Here is a 22,428-nt window from a genome sequence, read left to right as displayed (position 1 = left end):
CCGGGCCCACCGCTCACCCCCACCTGACCGGACTCGTCGCTTCCCCGGTCTCCGGCCCGGCCGCTCCCCCGACCCGGCCGCACCGGTCACTCCCCCATCCGGCCCGCACCGATCACTCCCCCCGTCCAGCCCGCGCGGGTCGCTCCCCCGCACCAGGCGGGGCGCCCGCCCCGCCCCCGCGATGGACCGCCACCGCCACCCGAGTCTCCTCCGCCACCAGGTCCGCATTGATCTGCCCCGCGGCGGCCGCCCCCGCGGCCGCCGCCCCGCCGACCTGCGCGGCGAGGTCGGTGATGTTGCCCGCGACCCACACCCCGGGCACCTCGGTGCGGCCGGCCTCGCTCGGCAGGTGCTCCCCCGCCAGATGCGGCACCGGCTCAAGGCCGAGCGCCTTCAGGAAGCCGACGCGTGCCACCATCCGCGGGGCCACCGCCACCGCGTCCCGGCGCACCAGCTCCCCGTCGGCCATCCGCAGCCCGACGACGCGGTCGTCGACGATCTCCAGGGAGTCCACCTCGCCCTCGACCACCCGGATGCCCCGCGCCGCCAGTTGCTCCGCCTCCTCGGCGCTCGGCGGCGCCATGGTGTGCGGGAAGAAGGTGACGTCGGCGCTCCACTGGCGCAGGAGCAGCGCCTGGTGCACCGAGAGGGGACCGCTGCCCAGGACGCCGATGGCCTGGTCCCGCACCTCCCAGCCGTGGCAGTACGGGCAGTGCAGCACATCCCGCCCCCAGCGTTCGTGCAGTCCGGGCACGTCGGGCAGTTCGTCCACCAGGCCGGTGGCCACCAGGACGCGGCGGGCGCGCACGGCCCGGCCGTCGGCGAGGCGGACCTCGAACCCGTCCCCGGCGCGCTCCACGCTCTCGACCTCGGCCGGTACCACCTGCCCGCCGTACCCGCGCACCTCGGCGCGACCGCGCTCCAGGAGCTCGGCGGGCGGCATCCCCTCCCGCCCGAGCAGTCCGTGCACCCCGTCGGCGGGGGCGTTGCGCGGGGCGCCCGCGTCGAGCACCACCACCGAGCGGCGGGCCCTGGCCAGCATCAACGCTCCATTGAGCCCGGCGGCGCCACCGCCGACCACCACCACGTCGTAGCCGTCCATCAGCTGATCGTCGTGCACGCCGTTCACGCTGTTTACGCCGTTCATGTCATCAATGTCATTCGTGCCGTTCACGTGGTTCATGCTGTTCATGCCGTTCATGCCGTTCATGCCGTTCATGGCGAACACCTCCACGACGACCTTGCACGAGATCCGGCCTTTCCGGCAAACATGCTTGCCGCTTCAGCAAACCCGTACAACGTATTGCAACGAGCAGTCCAAAACGGCTACCGTACGGTCATGGCCCGACCGCGGACTTTCGACGAGGAGCGGGCCCTGGACGCGGCGATGCGCGCGTTCTGGACGAACGGCTACGAGGCCACCTCGACCCAGGACCTGTGCGACGCCACCGGACTGGGCCGCAGCAGCATCTACAACACGTTCACCAGCAAGCACGACCTGTTCCGGCGCGCACTCACCCGCTACATCGAGCTGATGAGCGCACCGCAGGCGGAGATCCTGGAGGACCCCGGGCGCTCCGGCATGGAGCGGATCCGCGCCCTGTTCACCCGGATCGTCGACAGCGAGTACGAGTACCGCGAGGCCGACGGGAGCAGCATCGGCTGTCTCACCGTCAACACCGTCGTGGAGCTGGCGCGGCGGGACCCGGAGGCAGCCGCCCTGGTCGAGCACGACCTCCGCGTCCGGCTCGACCTGCTGCACGTGGCGCTCGACGCGGGCCGCCGCGACGGCACGATCACCACCGGGCGGGACCCGGACGCCCTGGCCCGGTTCATCAACGCGACCATCGGCGGCCTGCGCGTCTCCGCCCAGGCGGGAGCGGACCGCGCGATCCTGGAGTCCATCGCCGACACCGCCCTGGACGCCCTGCGCCCCTGAGTCCGTCCCGCGAGTGAGTCCGTCCCGCGAGTCCGTCCCGGGCGCCCCGCACCCCCGGGACGGCCCACCCCCGTACGCACCCGCCGAGGTCTCGCACGTCCTAATTTTGTACTGAACTATCCAATACTCGACCCGCCTCCCCCGCCTCCCGCCCCACGCCTCCCGAAGGAGCAGCCCCATGCCCCGCGCCGTATACGTCCTCGCCCTAGGCATCTTCGCCATGGTGACCAGTGAGTTCGTCGTCGCTGGACTCATGCCGCAGATGGCCGACGGGCTCGACGCCACGATCCCCGAGATCGGCTATCTGATCACCGCCTTCGCCGTGGCGATGGCCTTCGGGGGGCCGTTCCTGACGGTCGCTCTGCTGAAGCTCCCGCAGAAGCGGGCGCTGATGGTGCTGTTCGCCATCTTTCTCGGGGGCAACGTCCTGGCCGCCCTCGCACCGGACTACTGGACCATGCTCGTCGCCCGCGTCGTCACCGGCGTCGCCTCCCAGGCCTTCTTCGGTGTCGGCATCTCGCTGGCCAGCCGCCTCACCCGCCCGGAGATACGCGGCCGCGCCGTCGCCGTGGCGCTCAACGGCCTCATGCTCGGCACGCTTCTCGGGCTGCCGCTCGCGACCGTCGTCGGTGAACACCTGGGCTGGCGCGCGGCGTTCTGGGCCATCACCGTCCTGACGGCGCTCGCCGCCGTGGCCACGTTCGTGGGTGTGCCCCGCATCGAGCGCGCCGACGACGCGGGGTCGGTCCGCGAGGAGCTGGGCGCCTTCCGCAGCCCGCGCCTCTGGCTGACGCTCACCACAAGCACCTTCGTGATCGGTGCGACGTTCTCGGCGTTCAGCTACCTCAACCCGATCCTCACCGAGATCACCGGGTTCGCCACCGGCACCGTGCCGCTGCTGCTCGTCGCGTACGGCGCGGCGACGCTCATCGGCAACACCGTCGTGGGCCGCCTCGCCGACCGGCACGCGCTGCCCGTCCTGGTCACCGGACTGCTCCTGAACCTCGGCTTCCTGGTCGGCTTCGCGCTGCTCGCGGACCTGCCCGTCGGCGCCGTGGCCATGATGCTCGGCATCGGTCTCGTCGGCGTCACCATGAACCCGGCGATGGTGACCCGGGTGCAGCGGGTCGGCAACACCCGCCCGCTGGTCAACAGCGTCCACTCGTCGTTCATCACGGGCGGCATCATCATCGCCACGTCCGTCGGCGGTCCCGCCATCGACGCGTACGGGCTGCGCGCGCCGCTGTGGATCGGTGCCGGGCTCGCGGTGCTCGGCCTGGTGACCCTCGTACCGGAGTGGCGGCGACGCGTGGCGCCCAGCGCCTCGACTCCCGCCGGCACGTCCGCTGCCCCCGATGCTCCCGATACCCACTCCCCCGTACGGGACGCCGTCGAGGTCGGCTGAAGCCGCCGCCCGCGACTAGCCGAGCGCCCCCAGGGGGTCGTCGAGCACCGGCTGCCACGCCAGCTCGGCGGCCCCCACCAGGCTGTTGTGGTCGAGGGTGCAGGCGAGGATGGGGACGCCACCGCTGCGGCCCCACAGGCTGCGGTCGGCGACGACGGCGCGCAGCCGCTCCGGGTCGGCCTCCAGGAGGGCGCGGTGCAGCCCGCCGAGGATGATCCGGTCCGGGTTGAGGATGTTCACCAGGCCCGCGAGGCCGAGGCCGAGGCGGTCGATCAGCTCCTCCGCGGCCGTGCGCACCGCCGGATCGGCGTACTGCTCGGCCAGCAGCCTGCGGGCCTGCTGGAGCAGGCCCTCGGGGCCCGGCTCCACGCCCATGGCGGTGAGGAAGGCGAGCGGGTCCGTCTCCACGTCCAGACAGCCTCGGCTGCCGCAGTAGCAGGGACGGCCCTCGGGGTGCACGGTGAGGTGGCCGACCTCCAGGGCGAGGCCCGAACTGCCCGTGTGCAGACGGCCGTCGAGGACGAGGGCACCGCCGACACCGCGGTGCCCGGTCGCCACGCACAGCAGGTCCCGTGCGCCGCGGCCCGCGCCGTGCCGGTGCTCGGCGAGCGCCGCGAGGTTCACGTCGTTGCCCGTGAACGCGGGGCCCTCGACGCCCGCGTCCCGTACGCAGTCGGCGAAGATCTCCCTGACCTGCGCGCCCGCGGGCCACGCCAGGTGCAGCGGATTGAGGGCGGTGCCCTCGGGCTCGGCGACGGCCGAGGGCACCGCGAGGCCCGCCCCCACACAGCGTCTGCCCGTCTCCCGCAGCAGTCGCGCGCCCGCCTCGACGACCGAGCCGAGGACCTGCGCCGGGTCGGCGTCGACGGTCTCGCAGCCGGGCGCGGTGGCGACGAGCCGGCCGCCGAGGCCGACGAGCGCCGCCCGGAAACCGTCGGCGTGCACCTGCGCCGCAAGCGCCACCGGCCCGGCCTCTGCGACCGAGAGCCGGTGCGACGGCCGGCCCTGGGACCCGGCGGCCGCGCTCGGCTTCGCGTCGATGCGGATCAGGCCGAGCGACTCCAGCTCCGCCGCGACGGCACCGGCCGTGGCCCGGGTGACGCCGAGCTCGGCGGTGAGGACGGCTCGGGTGGGGGCGCGCCCGGTGTGGACGAGTTCGAGTGCGGGCCCGAGCGCGGAGCGCCCGCGTTCGAGTCGCGTACGCGTGGACAGATGTGCCTCACCCCGGGTGGCAGCCTTCCCGTTCATGAAGGCGAGTCTCCCATGATCCGTACGCCGCCTCGCCGTTCAGCCGTCATCCGGCCTTCCCCGTCCCGACGCCCCGCGGGCACCCCGCGCCCACCGCGCCCCCGGGCACACGTCGCCCGTCCGACACGCCCCGCACGCCCCGCACACCTCGTACACCTCGTACACCTCGTACACCTCGTACACCTCGTACAGGCCAGGCGACCGCCACGCCCCGCACACCTCGCGTGCCCGGCGCGCGCCCCACCCGCTCGGTGCGCTCCGCGAGCAATCCGTCTTGTCCACGACCCAGGTTCCCCTCTACGCTGACTTTGTGCCGCTACTGAACAAAACCACGCCAGGGGCGTCCGGAGCCACTTCCCCCGCACTGACCCGGCTCCGTGCCGCCCTCACCCTCTTCTTCGCCCTCGACGGCTTCGTCTTCGCCGGGTGGGTGGTGCGGATCCCGGCCATCAAGGAGCAGACCGGGGCGTCGGCGAGCACGCTCGGGCTCGCCCTGCTCGGGGTCTCGGCGGGTGCCGTGATCACGATGACGCTGACCGGGCGGCTGTGCTCCCGCTTCGGGAGCCGGCAGGTGACGGTGGTCTGCGGCGTGCTGCTGCCGCTGAGCGTGGCGCTGCCGCCACTGACGCACTCGGCACTCGCGCTCGGCCTGGTGCTGCTGCTCTTCGGGGCCGCGTACGGCGGGATCAACGTGGCGATGAACAGCGCCGCCGTCGATCTGGTGCGCGCGCTGCGGCGGCCCGTGATGCCCAGCTTCCACGCCGCGTTCAGCCTCGGCGGCATGCTCGGCGCCGGCCTCGGCGGGCTTGTCGCGGGGCAGCTGTCCCCGACCAGGCACCTGCTCGCGCTCACCGTGATCGGGCTGCTGCTCACGGCGGTCACGGCGCCCACGCTGCTGCGGTACGAGGTGCCGCCGGTGCCCGGCGCCCACGACGCGGCGGACACCGGCGCGTCCGGCGGCTCCGGCGACACCGGCGCGGCGGGCCGCCACGACGTCCCGGCCCGTGCGGCGCGCCGCACCCGGGGGCTCGTCCTGATCTTCGGCCTGGTCGCGCTGTGCACGGCGTACGGCGAGGGGGCGCTCGCCGACTGGGGCGCGCTGCACCTGGAGCAGGACCTGGACGCCCATCCCGGGATCGCGGCCGCGGGCTACTCGTGCTTCGCGTTCGCCATGACGATCGGGCGGCTCTCCGGCACGACGCTCCTGGAACGCCTCGGCCGTACCCGTACCGTCGTCGGCGGGGGCCTGCTCGCGACGGCCGGGATGCTCCTGGGCGCGCTCGCCCCGTCGGTCGGCGTGGCCCTCGTCGGGTTCGCCGTCACGGGGCTCGGGCTCGCGAACATCTTCCCCGTGGCGGTCGAGCGGGCGGGGGCGCTCGCGGGGCCCGGCGGCGTGGCCACCGCGTCCACCCTCGGCTACGGCGGCATGCTGCTCGGGCCGCCCGCGATCGGGTTCATGGCGGACTGGTTCTCGCTGCCGGTGGCGCTGACCAGCGTGGCCCTGCTCGCGGCGGTGGCGGCGGGCATCGGCGCGGCGACGGGCCGCACCCCCATGCCGGGCGAGCGAGCCGCCGAGTCGAAGGCACGGCGCCCGGCACGGACACCCGTACGCTGAACCACGGACACCCGCACGCTGAACCACGGACGCCCGTACGCCGGGAATTCCCCGCGACCCGCGACCCCGCCCTGTTGCACAATCCCCCCATGAAGATTGCCGAGCACATCGAAGTCCTGCACCACGAGGGGACGTTGCTGGCGGACGCCGCGCAGGACGCGGGGGCCGACGCGGCCGTTCCCACCTGTCCCGACTGGCAGGTGCGCGACCTGCTGCGGCACACCGGCACGGTGCACCGCTGGGCGACGCGGCACGTCGTGGACCGCCACACCGCGCCCCGTCCCGCCCCGGAGGCGCCCGACCTGGACGGCGCCGCGCTGCTCGACTGGTTCCGCGAGGGGCACGCCGGTCTGGTCGCCGCCCTGCGCGCGGCACCCGAGGACCTGGAGTGCTGGACGTTCATGCCGGCGCCGTCACCGCTCGCCTTCTGGGCGCGCCGCCAGGCCAACGAGACTACGGTCCACCGCTTCGACGCCGAGTCCGCGCGCGGCGGGGCGTCCGCGCCGGTGGGCACGGAGTTCGCGGTCGACGGGATCGACGAACTGCTGCGCGGATTCCACGGGCGCGACAGGAGCCGCATGCGGACGGAGACACCGCGGGTCCTTCGCGTGCGCACCACGGACGCGGGAGCCGTCTGGACGGTGCGGCTCTCCGAGGACATACCGGTCACCGAGTCCGGCGATACGGCGCCCGCCGACTGCGAGGTCGCGGGACCGGTCGGGCACCTCTACCGTGCCCTGTGGAACAGGGTGCCGTTCCCGCAGGTCACGGGCGATGCGGAGCTGGCCGCGCGCTGGCGTGAGCGAGCGGGGGTCTGAGCCGTCCGACTCGTCCGAGCCGCCGTCAGGCGCCCGGCCGGCCCGGCAGCATCCGCGCGAGGACCGACCGCTGCACGGGCCTGGCCTCGGCGTGCACCTTGCCGCCCTTGGCGGTGAGACAGACCCGCACGCCGCGGCGGTCCTCGCTGCACATCTCGCGGTCGACCAGGCCGTCCTTCTGGAGGCGGCCGATGAGGCGGGACAGCGCGCTCTGGCTCAGATGCACCTGACAGGCGATGTCCTGGACGCGGAGGGTGGCGGCGCCGTCCTGCGCGAGCCCCGTGGCGAGCACGTCGAGGACCTCGAAGTCGCTCGCGCCCAGGCCGTGGGCGTGCAGCTCGCGGTCGAGTTCGCACTGGGTGCGCGCGTGCACCGCGAGGATGTCCCGCCACTGGTTCACGAGCCCCTGCTCGGCGTCCGTTCCCACCGGCCCGGCCTTGGTCTCCGCCATGGACGCACGGTAGCAAAGTTCACCGTTTATTGCACATGAATTAAATGCACTTGCATTCAATGCACGTGCATGGAACTGTGCTCCGCATGACTTCTCCGCTCTCTCCTGCCTCCGCGTCCCCGGAGCGCTGGACCCCGCGTCTGTGGGGCACGCTGCTCGTGCTGTGCGCAGCGATGTTCCTGGACGCGCTCGACGTGTCGATGGTCGGCGTGGCCCTGCCCTCCATCGGCTCCGAACTCGACCTGTCCACCTCGTCCCTGCAGTGGGTCGTCAGCGGCTACATCCTGGGTTACGGCGGTCTGCTGCTGCTCGGCGGCCGGGCGGCCGACCTGCTCGGGCGCCGCGAGGTGTTCCTGATCGCCCTCGGTGTCTTCGCCCTGACCTCGCTGTTCGGCGGGCTCGTCGACTCCGGTCCGCTCCTAATCGCCAGCCGCTTCGTGAAGGGCCTCAGCGCCGCCTTCACCGCGCCCGCGGGCCTGTCCATCATCACGACCACGTTCGCCGAGGGCCCGGTCCGCAACCGCGCCCTGTCCATCTACACCACCTGCGCCGCCGCCGGATTCTCGCTCGGCCTCGTCCTGTCCGGCGTCCTGACCGAGGTGAGCTGGCGGCTCACCATGCTGCTGCCCGCCCCGATCGCCGTGATCGCGCTGCTCGCCGGGCTCAAGCTCATTCCGCGCTCCGCGCGCGAGGAGAAGCGCGGCGGCTACGACGTGCCGGGCGCCGTCACCGGCACGGCCTCGATGCTGCTGCTCGTCTTCACCGTCGTGCAGGCGCCCGAGGTCGGCTGGGCCTCCGCCCGCACCCTGCTCTCCTTCCTCGCGGTGGCCGTCCTTCTCGCCGTGTTCGTCCGCATCGAGCTGCGCACCGCGAGCCCGCTGATCCGGCTCGGCGTGCTGCGCTCCGGCCAGCAGATCCGGGCCCAGCTCGGCGCCGTGACGTTCTTCGGCGGCTATGTGTCGTTCCAGTTCATCGCCACGCAGTACCTCCAGTCGCTGCTCGGCTGGTCGGCCCTGGAGACGGCTCTCGCCTTCCTGCCCGCGGGCGTGATCGTGGCGCTGTCCGCCACCAAGATCGCCGCTGTCGTCGACCGGTTCGGCACCACCCGGGTGATCGTGACGGGCTTCGCGCTGCTCGTGGCGTCGTACGCGCTCTTCCTTCGCATCGACCTGACCCCCACGTACGTCGCCGTCATCCTGCCGTCGATGATCCTGCTCGGCCTCGCCTGCGCCCTGGTCTTCCCCTCGCTCAACATCCAGGCGACCAACGGCGTGGACGACCACGAGCAGGGCATGGTCTCGGGTCTGCTCAACACCTCCATCCAGGTGGGCGGCGCGGTGATCCTCGCGATCACCACGGCGGTCATCACGGCGTCCGACCACGGCTCCACCGAGGGCGCCGCCTCGCCGCAGGCCGTCCTCGACAGCTACCGTCCCGGCCTGGTCCTCGTCACCGCGTTCGCGCTCGCGGGTCTGCTCATCAACCTCACCGGGCTGCGGGCGCGCCGCAAGCAGCAGACCGTGGTCGTCGCCAAGTCGGCGATCGCGGCCGGGCCCGTGGCCGCGTCGGACTCCACGGCGCACGCGCCCGGTTCGGCCGCCCCCGAGGACGAGCGGGTCGCCGTGGGCGACTGACCGCCCGGCACTCGCCTCCGCGCCGGATGCCCGGCGGGTTCCTTGCCCGCCGGGCATCCGGCTGTTTCACTCGCCGTACGCGGAGTTCGTACGGGGGGGAAGCATGGAGCGGGACACCGGCCGCCGGCGGCGCAGCCAGGCCGAGCGGGACGCCGTCACGATCGAGATCGGGTACGCGCTGGTGAGCGCGACGGCGCTGGCGCTCGCCGTGATGGGCGTGGTCGTGGCGGGACCGGCCCTCGCGTTCGACCTGCCGAAGGCGGCGCGCGGCACCCTGTTCGGTGCGGGTGTCTCCCTCGCCGTGACCGCGTTCGTCGTCCGGCTCGTGACGGTCCTGTGGCGGTTCACGGCGCGTGAGCGCGAGCGGCGGGCCGCTCTCGACGGCGGCGCCCCGTACGGGGGCATGGACATCACCACGTATCTGGAGAACCGCGACGGCGGCGGCCAGGATCAGCCCAGCCAGCCGGGCCGTACGAGGCCCGACTCGTAGGCGAGCACGACCAGCTGGGCGCGGTCCCGGGCGTTCAGCTTCACCATGGCGCGGCTCACATGGGTCTTGGCGGTGAGCGGGCTGACGACGAGGCGGCGGGCGATCTCCTCGTTCGAGAGGCCGATGCCGACGAGCGCCATCACCTCCCGCTCACGCTCGGTGAGCGCGCTCAGCGTCTCTGCGGCCGCGGGTTCCTTGGAGCGCGCGGCGAACTCCCCGATGAGGCGGCGCGTCACCCCGGGCGAGAGCAGCGCGTCCCCGGCGACCACGGCCCGCACCGCGCGCAGCAGCTCCTCCGGTTCGGTGTCCTTCACCAGGAAGCCCGAGGCACCGGAGCGGATGGCCTCGAAGACGTACTCGTCGAGCTCGAACGTGGTGAGCATGACCACCTTCACCTCGTCGAGGTCGCTCGCGCCGGTGATGCGGCGGGTGGCCGCGAGGCCGTCGAGCACCGGCATGCGGATGTCCATCAGGACGACGTCGGGGCGCAGGTCGCGCACCAGGCGCACGGCCTCATCGCCGTCCGGTGCCTCGCCCGCGACCTCGATGTCGGCCTGCGCGTCGAGCAGCGCCTTGAACCCGGCACGGACCAACGACTGGTCGTCGGCGAGCAGTACGCGGATCACTGGTCCTCCTGGGGAGCCGTGGGGCCGGTGCGGGTGGGCAGGACCGCGATGACCCGGAAACCGCCGTCCGGGCGCGGACCGGCCTCGATGGTGCCCTTCAGGGCGGCGGCCCGCTCCCGCATCCCGGCGAGCCCGTTGCCGCTGCCGCCCGCCTGCGCGCCGGTGGCGGGACCGTCGTCGTCGACGCGCAGGGTCACCGCGCCGGGCGCGTGCCGCACCAGGACGCGGGCGGCGCGCGAGCCGGAGTGGCGTACCACGTTCGTCAGGGCCTCCTGGACGATGCGGAACGCGGCCAGGTCGGCGCCGGGCGGCAGGGCCTCGCCGCTGCCGCCCTCGGTCGTGACGGTGACGGTCAGGCCGGTGCTCCGGGCCTGCTCGACGAGTTCGGGGAGCCGGTCGAGACCGGGAGCGGGGGCGCGGGGCGCGGCGCCGGGCGCGCGGAGGGTGTCGAGGACCTGGCGGACCTCGCCGAGCGCCTCCTTGCTGGCGGCCTTGATGGTCGTCAGGGCCGCGCGGGCCTGCTCGGGGTCGGAGTCGAGCAGGGCGAGGCCGACGCCCGCCTGGACGTTGATGACGGAGATGCTGTGGGCGAGCACGTCGTGCAGTTCCCGCGCCATGCGCAGGCGCTCCTCGTCGGCGCGGCGCCGGGCGGCGAGCTCGCGCTCCTCGCGCTGCTTGATCCACTGCTCGCGGCGGGTGCGGGCCAGCTCGGAGACGGCGACGATCGCCACCACCCAGACGGCCACGGCGATCTCCTGCCCCCAGGACTCGGCCCCGTCGTCCGCGGGCGGCAGATACCGGAACAACCAGTGCGCGATCAGGACGTGCCCGGCCCAGAGCGTCCCGAGGGCGCCCCACGCCGCCCCGCGGTGCCCGGCGACGACGACCGCGAAGCAGGCCACGGCGACCGTGACGAAGACCGGGCCGTACGGGTATCCGGCGCCGAGGTGGACCAGGACCGTTCCGCTGGTGAAGTACGCCACGGCCACCGGGTGCCGGTGGCGCAGCAGGAGCGCGGCCGTGCCCGCGAGGAGCAGCGCCCGCGCGTAGCCGTCGACCGTCGCCCTTTCGGGCTGGCCGTGCGCCGCGAACGTGGTGCCGACCTGCACGAAGACAGTGAGCAGCACGGTGGTCGCCCACGGCAGGTGCCGCGGCCCCGCGCCGCCGAGCCGCCACCACGGGGGTCCCTGCCGCCACCGCGGCGGCCCGGCGGGCCGGCCCGAGGGGTCCGCCCACCACCCCGGGCGGCCCTGGTGACCGCCCGACGAATCCACCCGCCCCATCGACCGCCCCGGCTGCCGCCCCCGCCGCCCCCGCCGCCCCCGCCGCCCCCGCCGGCACTCTGGCTGCCCGCCCGACGGGTCCGACGACCGCGTCGACCGACCCGGCCACCACTCCGACCGACCCTGACGCCCCTCCGACTGCCCACCCGACGAGCCCGACGACCGCGTCGACCGACCCGGCCACCACTCCGACCGACCCTGACGCCCCTCCGACTGCCCACCCAACGGGGCCGACCACCACCGCGTCGACCGGCTGAGCCGTCGTCCCGACCGGCCCGGCTCACCGCCGGGCGGGTCCGGCTGGGCGTCCGGTCGGCCCGGCCGGGGGCCCGGTCGCCGCCGCCAGGGCGGTGGTCGGTCCGTGGAGCGCGACGGCGGCGGCCCGCCCCCGTCCCGGGGCGGACCGCCGTCGGCCTTGCGTCCACGCTGCTCTTCCATGGCGGTCACGCTAGACCGCGGGCCCGCCGCCGGGCGTCCGCCAGGCGTGGCGATCAGACGTACTCCCGCTGGAGTACCAGGGCAGTACGCAGGCCCGCGCGGGGAGCTCCCGCACGGGCAGAGTGTGTGCGGGCAGGGGCAGTGTGCCGGAAGGGCTACTTGTCCATCCGGCTCAGGACCCGCCCCGCCACCGGATGCGTCCGCACGAGCTCCGCCAGCGTCGTCGAACCGCGGGTGATCTTCGCGAAGGCGTTCCACGCGGGCCGGAAGCCCGTGATGGCCGTGTGCAGCAGGCCGGGGCGGCGCTCGAAGACGGTGAGCATGCGGCGGCCGACGCTCATCTCGACGCCGAGGCCCGCCTTGATCGCGAACGCGTAGTTCAGGGCCTGGCGGCGGGCGTCCACCGCGTCGTGCGCCTCCGCGATCCGCACCGCCCACTCCCCCGCGAGCCGCCCGGAGCGCAGCGCGAAGGAGATGCCCTCGCGAGTCCACGGCTCCAGGAGGCCCGCCGCGTCCCCGCACACGAGGACGCGCCCGCGCGAGAGGGGCGAGTCGTCGCTGCGGCAGCGCGTGAGGTGGCCCGAGGAGATCGCGGGGTCGAAGCCCGCGAGGCCGAGGCGGGCGATGAAGTCCTCCAAGTACCGCTTGGTGGCGGCGCCTTCGCCGCGCGCGGAGATCACCCCCACGGTGAGCGTGTCGCCCTTGGGGAACACCCAGCCGTAACTGCCGGGCATCGGGCCCCAGTCGATGAGGACGCGGCCCGCCCAGTCCTCGGCGACGGTCTCGGGCACCGGGATCTCGGCCTCCAGGCCCAGGTCGACCTGGTCCAGCTTCACGCCGACGTGCGCGCCTATGCGGCTCGCGCTGCCGTCGGCGCCGACGACCGCGCGGGCCAGGACGGTCTCGCCGCCCTGGAGGACGACGGCGACCGTGCGCCGGTCGGGCACCGCGGGGCCGTGCTGCTCGACGCGCACCACCGTGGCGCCGGTGCGCAGCTCGGCGCCCGCCTTCTGCGCGTGCTCGACGAGCTGCTGGTCGAACTCGGGGCGGTTGATGAGCCCGAAGAGCATGGAGCGGGAGCGGCGGGTGCGGGCGAACTTCCCGTCGAGGGAGAACGTCACCGCGTGCACCCGATCCTGGAAGGGCAGCTCGAACCCGGGCGGCAACGCGTCCCGCGAGGGGCCGATGATGCCGCCGCCGCACGTCTTGTACCGCGGCAGTTCGGCCTTTTCGAGGATCAGTACGCTGCGTCCGGCGACGGCCGTCGCATAGGCCGCCGAGGCGCCCGCGGGGCCCGCGCCGACCACGACGACGTCCCACACCTGCGCCGCGTCGTCCGCTGAGTTCTCGCTGCTCACGTTGGTCTTCCGCTCCCGATCCCGCTCTTGGCCGCGCTGACCGCGCTCTCCTGAGGCATCCTACGGCGCACGTCGGCGCGACCCTCCTGTGGGAGGATCACCTGCACCCCGTACAACGTCGCACCCACGAGGAGCGTGCCCATGTCCCCGCATCCGATCGCCGAGACCGTCGCCTCTCTCATGCCGAGGGCGAAGGCCGAACTCACCGAACTGGTGGCGTTCAAGTCGGTGGCGGACTTCGAGCAGTATCCGCGGAGCGAGAGCGAGGCCGCCGCGAACTGGGTGGCCGACGCGCTGCGCACGGAGGGCTTCCAGGACGTCGCGCTGCTCGACACCCCCGACGGCACGCAGTCGGTCTACGGCTACCTGCCGGGCCCCGAGGGCGCCCCGACCGTCCTGCTGTACGCCCACTACGACGTGCAGCCGCCGCTCGACGAGGCGGGCTGGGCCACGCCGCCCTTCGAGCTGACGGAGCGCGCGGGCCGCTGGTACGGGCGCGGCAGCGCCGACTGCAAGGGCGGCATCATCATGCACCTGCTCGCGCTGCGCGCCCTGAAGGCGAACGGCGGCGTCCCGGTGCACGTCAAGCTGATCGCCGAGGGCTCCGAGGAGCAGGGCACGGGCGGCCTCGAACGGTACGCGGAGGCCCACCCGGACCTGCTGCGGGCCGACACGATCGTGGTCGGTGACGCGGGTAACTTCCGGGTGGGGCTGCCGACGGTGACCGCGACGCTGCGCGGCATGACCCTCGTACGCGTACAGATCGACACCCTGGCGGGCAACCTGCACTCCGGGCAGTTCGGCGGTGCGGCGCCGGACGCGCTGGCCGCGCTGGTGCGCGTCCTCGACTCGCTGCGGGCGGAGGACGGCTCGACGACGGTCGACGGTCTGGCCGCCGACGGCGTGTGGGAGGGCCTCGCATACTCGGAGGCCGACTTCCGCAAGGACGCCAAGGTCCTCGACGGGGTGGGGCTCATCGGAGACGGATCGGTCGCCGACCGCATCTGGGCGCGCCCGGCCGTCACGGTCCTCGGCATCGACTGCCCGCCCGTGGTCGGCGCGACACCGTCCGTGCAGGCGGGCGCGCGGGCGCTGATCAGCCTGCGGGTGCCGCCGGGCATGGACGCGGCCGAGGCGACGAAGGCGCTGCGGGCCCATGTGGAGTCGCACACTCCGTGGGGCGCGCGCGTCACGACGGAGCAGATCGGGCAGGGCCAGGCGTTCCGCGCGGACACCACGAGCCCCGCCTACGAGGCGATGGCCGGAGCGCTCAGCGAGGCCTACGACGGCGAGAAGATGCAGGCCTCGGGCATGGGCGGCTCCATCCCGCTGTGCAACACGCTGGCCGCCCTGTACCCGGAGGCGGAGATCCTGCTGATCGGCCTGAACGAGCCGGAGGCGCAGATCCACGCGGTCAACGAGAGCGTGTCGCCCGAGGAACTGGAGCGGATGTCGGTGGCGGAGGCACTGTTCCTGCAGCGGTACGCGACGAGCTGACCCGCACGCGCGGGCCCCCTGCACGCGGGCCGTCCCCACACGCGGGCCACCGAGCGGCGCGGGCCATGAGGCGGCGCAGGCCATGAAGCGGCGCAGGCCATGAAGCGGCGCGGACCACCGAGCGGCGCAGGCCATGAAGCGGCGCGGACAGCCGAGCGGCGCGGGCCGGTGGACCGGCGGCCCGGAAGCCGCTCGGTGGACCCGAGGGCTTCCGCGTCGCCTCAGCCCCCCACCGGCTCCCCCGCCTCCAGGTACACCGCCGCTCCCCGCTCCCGCGCGCGCAGCGCCCAGCGCAGGCGTGCGTAGCGCACCGGCGGGAGGAGCCGTTCGGCCTCGGCCTCCGTGACGAAGCGCCAGCCGCGCAGTTCGGGGCCGGGCAGCAGCAGTTCCTTCGCCTCGGCCCCGGCGAGCCTGCCGCCGTCGAAGAGGAAGCGCATACCGCCGTACGCGGGCGGCTTCGGCGCCTCCCAGTCGGCGACGAGGAGCCGGGGCGTCCCGCGGAGCCGGATGCCGGTCTCCTCGGCGACCTCGCGCACGCCCGCGCGCGCCGGGGCCTCGCCCGGCTCCACCACACCGCCGGGGAACTCCCAGCCCGCCTTGTACGTCGGGTCGACGAGCAGCACCCGGTCCTGCTCGTCGAAGAGCAGCACCCCGGCGGCGAGCGTCTCGGCGGTGGGTTCGGGCGTCTGCACGATGTCGCAGACGGCGGCGGCGCCGGTGCGGACGGCTTCGGCGACGCGCTCGGCCGTCTCGTACGGCGTCAGATCGCTGGTGTCGACCCGGTGCGCGTCCGCGCCGAGCCAGTCGGCGAGCGCGGCGGAGTAGGGCTCGATGTGGTCGAAGGACCACTGCCGGACGCGCAGTTCGCCGTCGGGGGTGTCCAGAGGGAACGCGCGGTCGGCGATGCGCGCACGCAGGATCGTTTCGTCCGGGGCGAGCAGAACATGGCGTACGCGGATACGGCGGGCCGCCAGACCCCCGAATATCTCGTCGCGGTACTCCTGGCGCAGCAGCGTCATCGGCACCACAAGGACGCCGCCGACCTCGGCGAGCAGCCCGGCGGCGGCGTCCACCACCAGACGCCGCCAGATGGGCAGGTCCTGGAAGTCGCTCACCTCCGCGAGGTGCTTGGCGGGCAGCAGGTGCGGGAGCGCTCCGCCGATGACCTCGGGGTCGAAGAGCGTGCTGTTCGGGATCAGCTCGATCAGTTCCCGTGCGGCGCTGGTCTTGCCCGCACCGAACGCACCGTTGATCCAGATGATCACGGTTCCCCCTCTTCCGTCGGCCCCCAGTGGCTTGCCCGCAACACACTGCCACGGAAACCAGCCCCTGATGAGGGCGGCAGACCGAGCGCCGAGCGACCGGTCGGACTGTCAAGAAACTTTCACCAACTTCCGCCTATCGAGTGTCGTCCTTCCCGCATGAATCGTTCCCGCACCCCGCGGTCCCGCGGTGCCCGATACGGTGATCCGCCAGGCACCCCGGCCCCTGGTGACCTCCTCGTTCCGGTTGCTTCACCGCACCCGCCCCGACCGCGCGCTCAGGCCGGGGACTGCTCTGGGGGGATTAGTGCATCAGGACGAACTGAGTCATTTCACCCGTGACACCCCGGATTTACCGCCTCGGGTGTACGAGGTCGGGGACGCGGTCGTCATCGAGCTGCGCGGCGAGATCGACCTCGTGGCGTTCCAGCAGACGACCCCGCTCATCGACGCGGTGACCGCGGGGCCCACCCGGACCGTCGTGCTCGATCTGACCCGGACGACGTTCCTCGACTGCTCGGGCCTCGCCCTGCTCATGCGGGCCAGGCGCCGCCTGAGCGCCAGAGACGCCCACCTGGGAGTGGTGTGCACCGACCGGATGTCCCTGCGCGTCATGGGCATCACCGGCCTGAAGGCGACGCTGTCCCCCGTGGCGTCGGTGCGCGAGGCCCTGACCCACGCGGAAACGGACCCCTGAGAGGCCGCGGCGGTGCGCCCCCCGCCCGCAGGGTCTGGAGCACACCGCGGTGCGGCAGCCGCCTTGACGTCAGTCGCGCTCGCCGTCGCCGTCGTGCTCAGCGGTCGGCCGGTCCGGTGGCTTGTTGTGGTCGTTCGCGGGCGGCACGCGGTCGTCGACGGTGATGTGAACGGGGCGGCTGTCGGGGTGTGTTGTGGCGGTGAGGGAGCGCACGGTGGTGGCGATGCGCTCACACAAGAGGTCGGCGATGGCCGCGGTGCCGGGGTCGACGGCTGGGGCGTGCTGGACGCCGCGGAGACTGGTGAGGGCGGCGACGAGGCTGCGGCCGGACACCTCGACGGTGATGCCGCCGCCGGACTCCTGGACCGCGCCCGGGATGTGGAAGTGCTTGTCCTGGCCCGCGTGCTCCACCAGGAAGGCCCAGGTGTCGCGGTGGACGCGCAGGGTGGCGGCCGAGATGCCCGCGGCTCTGCGGAGCAGGTCCCGGTGCCCGGCCTCGTCGGCCGTGTCGGCCTCGTCGGCCACGCCCGCCTCGTCGGCCACGCCCGCCTCGTGGACGGACGCCGCCGCGGCGGGCGGGTCCGCGGCGGGCCGGACGCGGTGCAGGTCGTCGACCGAGGCGCGCAGGGCCACCAGTTCGGTGCTGACGTGGACCAGCGGGTCGCGCAGGCTGTCCGTGCTGCGGTTGAGGCCCTCGCGGACGACGGCGCGGATCTCGGCGAGGCCGGAGTTGGTGGCGGCGATCGCGTCCTGACGGGCCTGGTCGACGGCGTGCTGCTGGTGGTCGATCTGCTGGCGCAGCTCGCCGAGCTCTTGCAGGATCTGGCGGAGCAGGTCCTCGTGGTCGGACCCCTTGCTAAAAATCGGCACATAGCCCCCTACGACCGGTTGTGGGGGCAAGCGTGACGAGACGGTGACCGGCCGGCAAGCACGCGATCCGGACAGCTCACCCCTTGCCGGACCCCAGGGTCAGGCCCGCGACGAAGTGCCGCTGCAGCAGCAGGAAGACCAGGATCGTGGGGAGTGCCACCAGGACCGAGCCCGCGGCCAGCAGGTTGTGGTCGGTGAAGAACTGGCCGCGGAGGTTGTTGAGGGACGACGTGACGGGGAGTTTGCCGGGGTCGGAGATGAAGATCAGGGCCCAGAGGAAGTCGTTGTAGATCCACGTGAACTCGAGGGTCGCGAGGGCCGCGAGCGCGGGGCGGCACAGGGGCAGCGTGATGCGCCAGAACCGGGTCCAGACACCCGCCCCGTCGACGATCGCCGCCTCCAGGACCTCCTTCGGCAGCGTCCGCATGAAATTCGCCAGGACGAAGACGCAGAAGCCCACCTGGAAGCCGATGTTGACGAGGATCACGGCCCAGTACGAGTCGTAGAGGGACATCGAGTCGGACATCCACCACGGCAGGTCGACGTGCAGGAACAGCACGTACAGCGGAGTGACGAGGACCTGCGGCGGCAGGAGGTTGCCCGCCGTGAGGAACACCAGCAGGGCCACGCCCCCGCGGAGGTCGAGGCGGGCGACGGCGAACGCGGTGAACGCCGCGAGGAACAGCGTGACGAGCACCGCGGGCACGGCGACGATCAGCGTGTTCGTGAAGTGCTCGCCCATGCCGGACGCGGTGTAGGCCTCGCGGTAGTGGTCGAACGACAGCTTCTCGGGGAACGAGAAGTAGCCGCGCTCGGCCGTCTCCTCGTACGGGCGCAGACTGGCGAGGACGGCGAGCAGCAGCGGCGCGAGGAACACCAGGGACACCGCGGACAGGAAGAGGTGGACGCCGAAGCGGCCGCGGCGCGGGGGCCGGGGCGGGCCGGAGCTCCGTAGGGAGGGGGCGGGTCCGCCCGCGCGGGACGGGACGCGGATGTCTGCGCTCACTTCTCGCGCGCTCCTCTCAGCTCCTGGACCAGGAACGTCACGACGAAGACCAGGGAGACGCCGAGGAGCACGACGGCGATGGCCGAGCCGAACCCGATCCGGCTCGCCTCGCCGACGATGTTGTCGGTGATGAGCACGGAGAGCAGCTCCAGGCCGTTGCGGCCCTTGTTCACCGCGTACACGATGTCGAAGGCCCGCAGCGCCTCGATCACGGTGATGACGCCGACGATGACGTTCACGGGCCGCAGCGTGGGAAACGTGACGCGGAGGAAGGTCTGGCGTTCGTTCGCGCCGTCGAGGGCCGCGGCCTCCTTCAGGGCGGGGTCCACCGCCTTCAGCCCGGCGAGGTAGAGGATCATGACGTAGCCGGTGTGCCGCCAGCTCGCGGCCAGCATCATCATCCACAGGTTGACCCGGGAGTCCCCGAGCCAGTCGACGGGGTCGTTCCGGTTGCCGCGGAGCGTGTTGACGACGCCCTGGTCGGTGCCGAGGAGCAATTGCGCCATGAAGCCGACGACGGCGAGCGACAGGACCACCGGCAGGTAGAGGACGGACTGGTAGAACCGGCTGAAGCGGACGCCCCGGTCGACGAGGACGGCCAGGAGGAGCCCGAACGGCGTGGCGAGAAGGCCGAGGAAGGCGACCCACAGCAGGTTGTGGCGGACGGCCGGCCAGAACGCGGGGTAGTCCTCGACCAGGTGCGCGTAGTTGTCGCCGCCCACCCAGCGGATGTCGCCGATGCCGCCGATGCCGTCCCAGGACGTGAAGGAGAGACCGACGGAGGCCAGGGCGGGGCCCCAGACGACGAGGACGTCCAGCAGGACGGTGGTGCCGAGGAGCACGCCGAGCACGGCGACGTCGCGGCGGGTGAAGCTCCGCCCCCATCGGCGCACGCCCCGCGGCACCTCCTGCCGTCCGCCCCCGTGCCCGCGCCGCGCGGTTCGCCGCCGCACGGGCGCGGTCCTCCCGGGTCGGCTCATGACCCGGAGAAGATGTGCTTCTTCTGGCGTTCGATCCTGTTGACGAGTCCGTCGACGTCGTCCGGGTCGCCGATGAAGTCCTGCAAAGCTCTGATCATGACGGTCTGCGCGAAGTCGGGCCGGGTGTCGCGGTCGAGGAACTGCGAGATGTGCGCGGCCCCGGAGACCAGGGCGGCGGACTTGCGCTGCAGCGGGCTGTACGAGGCGATGTCGGCGCCGTCGTTGACCGCGACGGTGTTCGGGTCGCCCCTGAGGTAGACGTCCTCGGCCCGCGCGGTCCCGAGCCAGGCGAGGAGGTCCTTGGCGCCCCGCACGTTCCTGGACTTCCCTGCGACGAGGAATCCGTCGACGGGCGCTTCCACGGCGTCCTGCCCGAACCGCGGGTCGATCTCCGGGAACGCGAAGAAGTCGATGTCGTCGCGCTCGTCCTCCGGGAACTGGCTGCCGGGGTGCGGCATGCCGAGCACGGCCATGCCGGTCGCGCGCCGCTGCAGGCCCTGCCCGGCCTCTTCCCAGGTCCGGCCGAGCGCGCCCTTCTGGTAGTACGGCAGGAGTTCCCGCCACACGTCGAAGACCTTCCTGACCCTGCGGTCGGTCCACGCCTCCTCGCCCGCCATCAGGCTCCGGTGGAAGTCGTGTCCGTTGAGGCGCAGATCGATGTAGTCGAAGGTGCCCATCGCGGGCCAGCCGTCCTTGTCGCAGCAGGCGACCGGTGTGCCGTCCTCCTTCATCCTCCTGGCCAGGGCGATGAACTGGTCCCAGGTCCCGGCCTGTTCGTATCCCCGCTCCTCGAAGAGGCTCCTCCGGTGGAACACGGCCCACGGATAGTAGTAGTACGGCACGAAGTACTGCTTGCCGTCGTGCGTCGACTGGTCCTTCAGCGCCTGCGAGAAGCCCTCGAACTCCCGCCAGACGTCGCTGATCTCGGTCAGCAGTCCCTTCTCGGCGAAGTACCGCATGCGGTACCCGGCGAACCACATGAAGACGTCGTCCGGCGAACCCTGAAGATAGCGCGTGACGTTCTGCTGGAATTCGTTGTGCTCGGTGGTGTTGACCTCGACGCGGCTGCCGCTCTGCTTCCCGTACGCGGCGAACGCCGCAGCGAACGCCTTCCTCGGCACGGCGTCCGACGCGTTGGAGCCCACGGTGACGTCGTTCCTGTCACCGCCGGGCCGCTCACCGCAGGCGGTGAGCAGCGCGGGCAGCGTGACCGCCCCGGCGCCGACGGCCGCGCCGCGAAGGAGATCGCGCCGGGACATCGGATGTCCGGCGCCCGTCCGCGGGGTCCTCGGACCACTGGACGACGACTGCGCCATGTCCCTCTCCTCGGGGTGCCGCCGCATCTTCTGCGGGTACGCAGGAGCGTAACGACGCGTCACCTCTGGGCCCCCGCAACCCGCCGAGGAGTGCTCGGGCCACCCGCGGTGGTGCGCTGGACCCGCCGGCTCGGGGCGGGGCCCGGCCGTCGCCGCCGCCGTCACGCACCCGGGTCCGAGCGGCCCGCGACCGCGCCGCCCCGCACACCACGAAGCGGCCGGGCGCAGCCGGCTCTCAGCGGTTCACCGCGGTGCGCAACCGCTCCTTCGACACCTCGGGGAACGCGCGCAGCGCTGCCGCCGCCGCGCCCACCAGGCCCGCGTCGGTGCCCATCAGGGCCGGGGCCACGGTCAGGCCGCGGATGAAGGAGAGCGTGGCGTAGTCCCGCAGGGCGCGGCGCAGCGGCGCGAACAGGGTCTCGCCCGCGCGGGCCACCCCGCCGCCGATCACCGCGATGTCGATCTCGACGAGCGTCGCCGTGGCCGCGATGCCCGCGGCGAGGGCCTGCGCCGCCCGCTCGAAGGAGGCGACCGCGACCGGGTCGCCCGCGCGGGCCGCGCGGGCGACGGCCGCCGCGGACGTGTCGCCGTCGGGACCGGGACGCCAGCCCGCCTCGACGGCGCGCCGGGCGATGTTCGGGCCGCTGGCGATCCGCTCCACACAGCCCCGTGCCCCGCACGGGCACGGATCACCGTCGAGATCCACGCTGATGTGGCCGATGTGGCCCGCGTTGCCGGTGGGCCCCGGGTGCAGCGAGCCGCCGAGGATCAGGCCGCCGCCGACGCCAGTGGACACGACCATGCACAGCGCGTTGTCGTGCCCGCGGGCCGCGCCCTGCCAGTGCTCGGCCGCCGTCATCGCGACACCGTCGCCGACCAACTCGACGGGCCGGCCGCCCGCCGCCGCGCGCACCCGCTCGACCAGCGGATAGCCCCGCCATCCGGGGACGTTGACGGGGCTGACGGTGCCCGCCCCGGCGTCCACGGGACCGGCGCTGCCGATGCCGACGGCGCGGACGTGCCCCCACGGCTCGCCCGCCGTCAGCTCGCCGATCACCTCTTCCACCGCGCGCATCACGGTGTCGCCGTCCTCACGCGCGGGCGTCGGCCGCTGGGCACGCAGCAGGATCCGGCCCTGGCCGTCCACCAGGGCTCCGGCGATCTTGGTGCCGCCGATGTCGAGTGCGGCGACGAGGTCCGTGGGCATCAGTGTCTGATCTCCTGGTGAAAGGGCAGGCCGGAGAGTGCGGTGCACAGTCTGGCGCACCGGGCCGTACGCGATCCGGTGTCCGGTCGTTGTGCGGTCGTTCAGCAGTCTCTCGCGCTTTTGACAACGTTGTCCAGGCTCTATGCTCGACGACACATGCCCTGCACACGCAAAGGACCCCCGTACGCGGCCGCACACCCGCCCAGGCCATAGTGGACATCATCTGTACTCCGTACACAGTGGAAACCGGAACTTCCTCGCGGGAACCGCGCTTCGTTGCGCAGACTG

Annotated in this window: 20 protein-coding genes; 8 read left to right on the top strand and 12 right to left on the bottom strand. The window is 73.2% G+C overall.

The window, feature by feature from the left end; genetic code table 11:
- Positions 1 to 112 precede the first annotated feature (112 nt).
- Positions 113 to 1,147: an NAD(P)/FAD-dependent oxidoreductase gene (locus tag GPA10_RS23765; protein WP_198351688.1), complete on the bottom strand. Its 1,035-nt coding sequence runs from the start codon at positions 1,145 to 1,147 to the stop codon at positions 113 to 115.
- 192 nt (positions 1,148 to 1,339) lie between these two features.
- Between GPA10_RS23765 and GPA10_RS23760 the strand changes: the two genes are divergently transcribed.
- The gene (locus GPA10_RS23760) at positions 1,340 to 1,939 is read left to right on the top strand and encodes a TetR/AcrR family transcriptional regulator (RefSeq protein WP_058851132.1); all 600 of its coding nucleotides are present in this window, start codon (positions 1,340 to 1,342) and stop codon (positions 1,937 to 1,939) included.
- 178 nt (positions 1,940 to 2,117) lie between these two features.
- A complete protein-coding gene (locus GPA10_RS23755; protein WP_157167254.1) occupies positions 2,118 to 3,344 on the top strand; it encodes an MFS transporter in 1,227 nt (408 codons plus the stop codon).
- A gap of 15 nt (positions 3,345 to 3,359) precedes the next feature.
- On the opposite strand, the gene GPA10_RS23750 is transcribed toward GPA10_RS23755, so the two are convergent.
- On the bottom strand, positions 3,360 to 4,592 hold the full coding sequence (locus GPA10_RS23750; RefSeq protein WP_058851130.1) for an ROK family protein: 1,233 nt from the start codon (positions 4,590 to 4,592) through the stop codon (positions 3,360 to 3,362).
- Positions 4,593 to 4,902: 310 nt separating this feature from the next.
- Between GPA10_RS23750 and GPA10_RS23745 the strand changes: the two genes are divergently transcribed.
- Together GPA10_RS23745 and GPA10_RS23740 are read left to right on the top strand one after the other, a co-directional pair.
- On the top strand, positions 4,903 to 6,207 hold the full coding sequence (locus GPA10_RS23745) for an MFS transporter (protein ID WP_343041263.1): 1,305 nt from the start codon (positions 4,903 to 4,905) through the stop codon (positions 6,205 to 6,207).
- An 89-nt stretch (positions 6,208 to 6,296) separates the two neighbouring features.
- A complete protein-coding gene (locus GPA10_RS23740) occupies positions 6,297 to 7,025 on the top strand; it encodes a maleylpyruvate isomerase family mycothiol-dependent enzyme (protein WP_058851127.1) in 729 nt (242 codons plus the stop codon).
- A gap of 25 nt (positions 7,026 to 7,050) precedes the next feature.
- On the opposite strand, the gene GPA10_RS23735 is transcribed toward GPA10_RS23740, so the two are convergent.
- Positions 7,051 to 7,476, bottom strand: a complete 426-nt coding sequence (locus tag GPA10_RS23735; RefSeq protein WP_157167253.1) for a MarR family winged helix-turn-helix transcriptional regulator — start codon at positions 7,474 to 7,476, stop codon at positions 7,051 to 7,053.
- Between the two features lie 86 nt (positions 7,477 to 7,562).
- Here GPA10_RS23735 and GPA10_RS23730 point away from each other — a divergent pair, with 86 nt between their 5' ends.
- Together GPA10_RS23730 and GPA10_RS42685 are read left to right on the top strand one after the other, a co-directional pair.
- Entirely contained in the window at positions 7,563 to 9,110 is a 1,548-nt protein-coding gene (locus tag GPA10_RS23730; RefSeq protein WP_246259617.1) for an MFS transporter, read from the top strand.
- Between the two features lie 103 nt (positions 9,111 to 9,213).
- Positions 9,214 to 9,600 (top strand): DUF6332 family protein, encoded by a 387-nt coding sequence (locus GPA10_RS42685; protein WP_246259615.1) that lies wholly within the window; start codon positions 9,214 to 9,216, stop codon positions 9,598 to 9,600.
- On the opposite strand, the gene GPA10_RS23720 is transcribed toward GPA10_RS42685, so the two are convergent.
- The 3 genes from GPA10_RS23720 to GPA10_RS23710 all read right to left on the bottom strand — a co-directional run bounded on the left by GPA10_RS23720 (position 9,561) and on the right by GPA10_RS23710 (position 13,305).
- Entirely contained in the window at positions 9,561 to 10,226 is a 666-nt protein-coding gene (locus GPA10_RS23720; RefSeq protein WP_343041262.1) for a response regulator transcription factor, read from the bottom strand. The genes GPA10_RS42685 and GPA10_RS23720 overlap by 40 nt on opposite strands.
- Positions 10,223 to 11,509 (bottom strand): sensor histidine kinase, encoded by a 1,287-nt coding sequence (locus tag GPA10_RS23715; protein ID WP_157167252.1) that lies wholly within the window; start codon positions 11,507 to 11,509, stop codon positions 10,223 to 10,225. Before GPA10_RS23715 ends, GPA10_RS23720 begins: the two co-directional genes overlap by 4 nt.
- A gap of 593 nt (positions 11,510 to 12,102) precedes the next feature.
- Positions 12,103 to 13,305 (bottom strand): geranylgeranyl reductase family protein, encoded by a 1,203-nt coding sequence (locus GPA10_RS23710; RefSeq protein ID WP_343041261.1) that lies wholly within the window; start codon positions 13,303 to 13,305, stop codon positions 12,103 to 12,105.
- A 141-nt stretch (positions 13,306 to 13,446) separates the two neighbouring features.
- Here GPA10_RS23710 and GPA10_RS23705 point away from each other — a divergent pair, with 141 nt between their 5' ends.
- Entirely contained in the window at positions 13,447 to 14,802 is a 1,356-nt protein-coding gene (locus GPA10_RS23705; protein ID WP_058851123.1) for a dipeptidase, read from the top strand.
- Positions 14,803 to 15,023: 221 nt separating this feature from the next.
- Here GPA10_RS23705 and GPA10_RS23700 read toward each other — a convergent pair whose 3' ends face one another.
- Positions 15,024 to 16,067, bottom strand: coding sequence for an NUDIX hydrolase (locus tag GPA10_RS23700; protein ID WP_343041260.1), 1,044 nt, complete (start codon positions 16,065 to 16,067; stop codon positions 15,024 to 15,026).
- 304 nt (positions 16,068 to 16,371) lie between these two features.
- On the opposite strand from GPA10_RS23700, the gene GPA10_RS23695 reads away from it, so the two are divergent.
- On the top strand, positions 16,372 to 16,761 hold the full coding sequence (locus GPA10_RS23695) for an STAS domain-containing protein (RefSeq protein ID WP_058851222.1): 390 nt from the start codon (positions 16,372 to 16,374) through the stop codon (positions 16,759 to 16,761).
- A 69-nt stretch (positions 16,762 to 16,830) separates the two neighbouring features.
- On the opposite strand, the gene GPA10_RS23690 is transcribed toward GPA10_RS23695, so the two are convergent.
- The 5 genes from GPA10_RS23690 to GPA10_RS23670 all read right to left on the bottom strand — a co-directional run bounded on the left by GPA10_RS23690 (position 16,831) and on the right by GPA10_RS23670 (position 22,140).
- Positions 16,831 to 17,631: a hypothetical protein gene (locus GPA10_RS23690; RefSeq protein ID WP_157167251.1), complete on the bottom strand. Its 801-nt coding sequence runs from the start codon at positions 17,629 to 17,631 to the stop codon at positions 16,831 to 16,833.
- Between the two features lie 76 nt (positions 17,632 to 17,707).
- Positions 17,708 to 18,637, bottom strand: a complete 930-nt coding sequence (locus GPA10_RS23685) for a carbohydrate ABC transporter permease (RefSeq protein WP_343041259.1) — start codon at positions 18,635 to 18,637, stop codon at positions 17,708 to 17,710.
- A complete protein-coding gene (locus GPA10_RS23680) occupies positions 18,634 to 19,617 on the bottom strand; it encodes a carbohydrate ABC transporter permease (protein WP_157167250.1) in 984 nt (327 codons plus the stop codon). Before GPA10_RS23680 ends, GPA10_RS23685 begins: the two co-directional genes overlap by 4 nt.
- Entirely contained in the window at positions 19,614 to 20,876 is a 1,263-nt protein-coding gene (locus GPA10_RS23675) for an ABC transporter substrate-binding protein (protein ID WP_157167377.1), read from the bottom strand. The genes GPA10_RS23680 and GPA10_RS23675 overlap by 4 nt, the downstream gene beginning before the upstream one ends.
- A gap of 292 nt (positions 20,877 to 21,168) precedes the next feature.
- Entirely contained in the window at positions 21,169 to 22,140 is a 972-nt protein-coding gene (locus GPA10_RS23670; protein WP_058851118.1) for an ROK family protein, read from the bottom strand.
- Positions 22,141 to 22,428 lie beyond the last annotated feature (288 nt).

It is taken from the genome of Streptomyces typhae (genome assembly GCF_009755605.1).
GTDB classification, from domain to species: domain Bacteria; phylum Actinomycetota; class Actinomycetes; order Streptomycetales; family Streptomycetaceae; genus Streptomyces; species Streptomyces typhae.
Note: the sequence above shows the minus strand (reverse complement) of the source record. Positions and strands in the feature narration are given on the sequence as shown.

Excerpts from the sequence above, each read along its gene's own strand:
- GPA10_RS23705 (WP_058851123.1), top strand. The coding sequence starts at position 13,447 with ATGTCCCCGCATCCGATCGCCGAGACCGTCGCCTCTCTCATGCCGAGG.
- GPA10_RS23760 (WP_058851132.1), top strand. The coding sequence starts at position 1,340 with ATGGCCCGACCGCGGACTTTCGACGAGGAGCGGGCCCTGGACGCGGCG.
- GPA10_RS23680 (WP_157167250.1), bottom strand. The coding sequence starts at position 19,617 with ATGAGCCGACCCGGGAGGACCGCGCCCGTGCGGCGGCGAACCGCGCGG.
- GPA10_RS23730 (WP_246259617.1), top strand. The coding sequence starts at position 7,563 with ATGACTTCTCCGCTCTCTCCTGCCTCCGCGTCCCCGGAGCGCTGGACC.
- GPA10_RS23765 (WP_198351688.1), bottom strand. The coding sequence starts at position 1,147 with ATGAACGGCGTAAACAGCGTGAACGGCGTGCACGACGATCAGCTGATG.
- GPA10_RS23755 (WP_157167254.1), top strand. The coding sequence starts at position 2,118 with ATGCCCCGCGCCGTATACGTCCTCGCCCTAGGCATCTTCGCCATGGTG.
- GPA10_RS23670 (WP_058851118.1), bottom strand. The coding sequence starts at position 22,140 with ATGCCCACGGACCTCGTCGCCGCACTCGACATCGGCGGCACCAAGATC.
- GPA10_RS23750 (WP_058851130.1), bottom strand. The coding sequence starts at position 4,592 with ATGAACGGGAAGGCTGCCACCCGGGGTGAGGCACATCTGTCCACGCGT.
- GPA10_RS23735 (WP_157167253.1), bottom strand. The coding sequence starts at position 7,476 with ATGGCGGAGACCAAGGCCGGGCCGGTGGGAACGGACGCCGAGCAGGGG.
- GPA10_RS23675 (WP_157167377.1), bottom strand. The coding sequence starts at position 20,876 with ATGTCCCGGCGCGATCTCCTTCGCGGCGCGGCCGTCGGCGCCGGGGCG.
- GPA10_RS42685 (WP_246259615.1), top strand. The coding sequence starts at position 9,214 with ATGGAGCGGGACACCGGCCGCCGGCGGCGCAGCCAGGCCGAGCGGGAC.
- GPA10_RS23740 (WP_058851127.1), top strand. The coding sequence starts at position 6,297 with ATGAAGATTGCCGAGCACATCGAAGTCCTGCACCACGAGGGGACGTTG.
- GPA10_RS23715 (WP_157167252.1), bottom strand. The coding sequence starts at position 11,509 with ATGGGGCGGGTGGATTCGTCGGGCGGTCACCAGGGCCGCCCGGGGTGG.